Raw genomic sequence first — 510 nt, 5'->3', positions numbered from 1 at the left:
AAACTCATTGGGCAAGCCTGCATTTGGATGCGCTGAGACATACGTATTGGCGATGTTCGATAGCGTCTGAATATGCGGGCGCAGCGCATCAGCACCGAGCGCACAGTTAAAGCCGACTGATAGCGGCTTAGCGTGACGAATCGAGTTATAAAACGCCTCAGCTGTCTGACCAGATAGGGTACGGCCTGAGGCGTCAGTGATCGTCCCCGAAATCATAATTGGTAATTCAAAACCGATATCGTCAAACACGCCGGTGATAGCAAATATCGCCGCTTTAGCATTTAACGTATCAAAGATGGTCTCAATCAAGATGATATCGACGCCGCCTTCTATTAACGCCAGCGTCGCCTCACGGTAGTTAAGCACCAGCTCATCAAAGGTAATGTTACGAAAGGCGGGGTCATTGACATCAGGCGATAGCGAACAGGTGCGTGAAGTGGGCCCGATGACCCCTGCGACAAAGCGCGGCTTATCAGGGGTTTTAGCGGTAAATTCATCAGCAGCTTCACG

At 50.8% G+C, this 510-nt stretch carries 1 protein-coding gene; it reads right to left on the bottom strand.

The annotated features are described in order from the left end of the window. The coding region (locus tag ACS8FD_RS24790) for a homocysteine S-methyltransferase family protein (protein ID WP_439277797.1) at positions 1-510 on the bottom strand (510 nt) is incomplete at both ends.

The organism is Psychrobacter sp. 1U2 (assembly GCF_051847575.1).
Note: the sequence above shows the minus strand (reverse complement) of the source record. Positions and strands in the feature narration are given on the sequence as shown.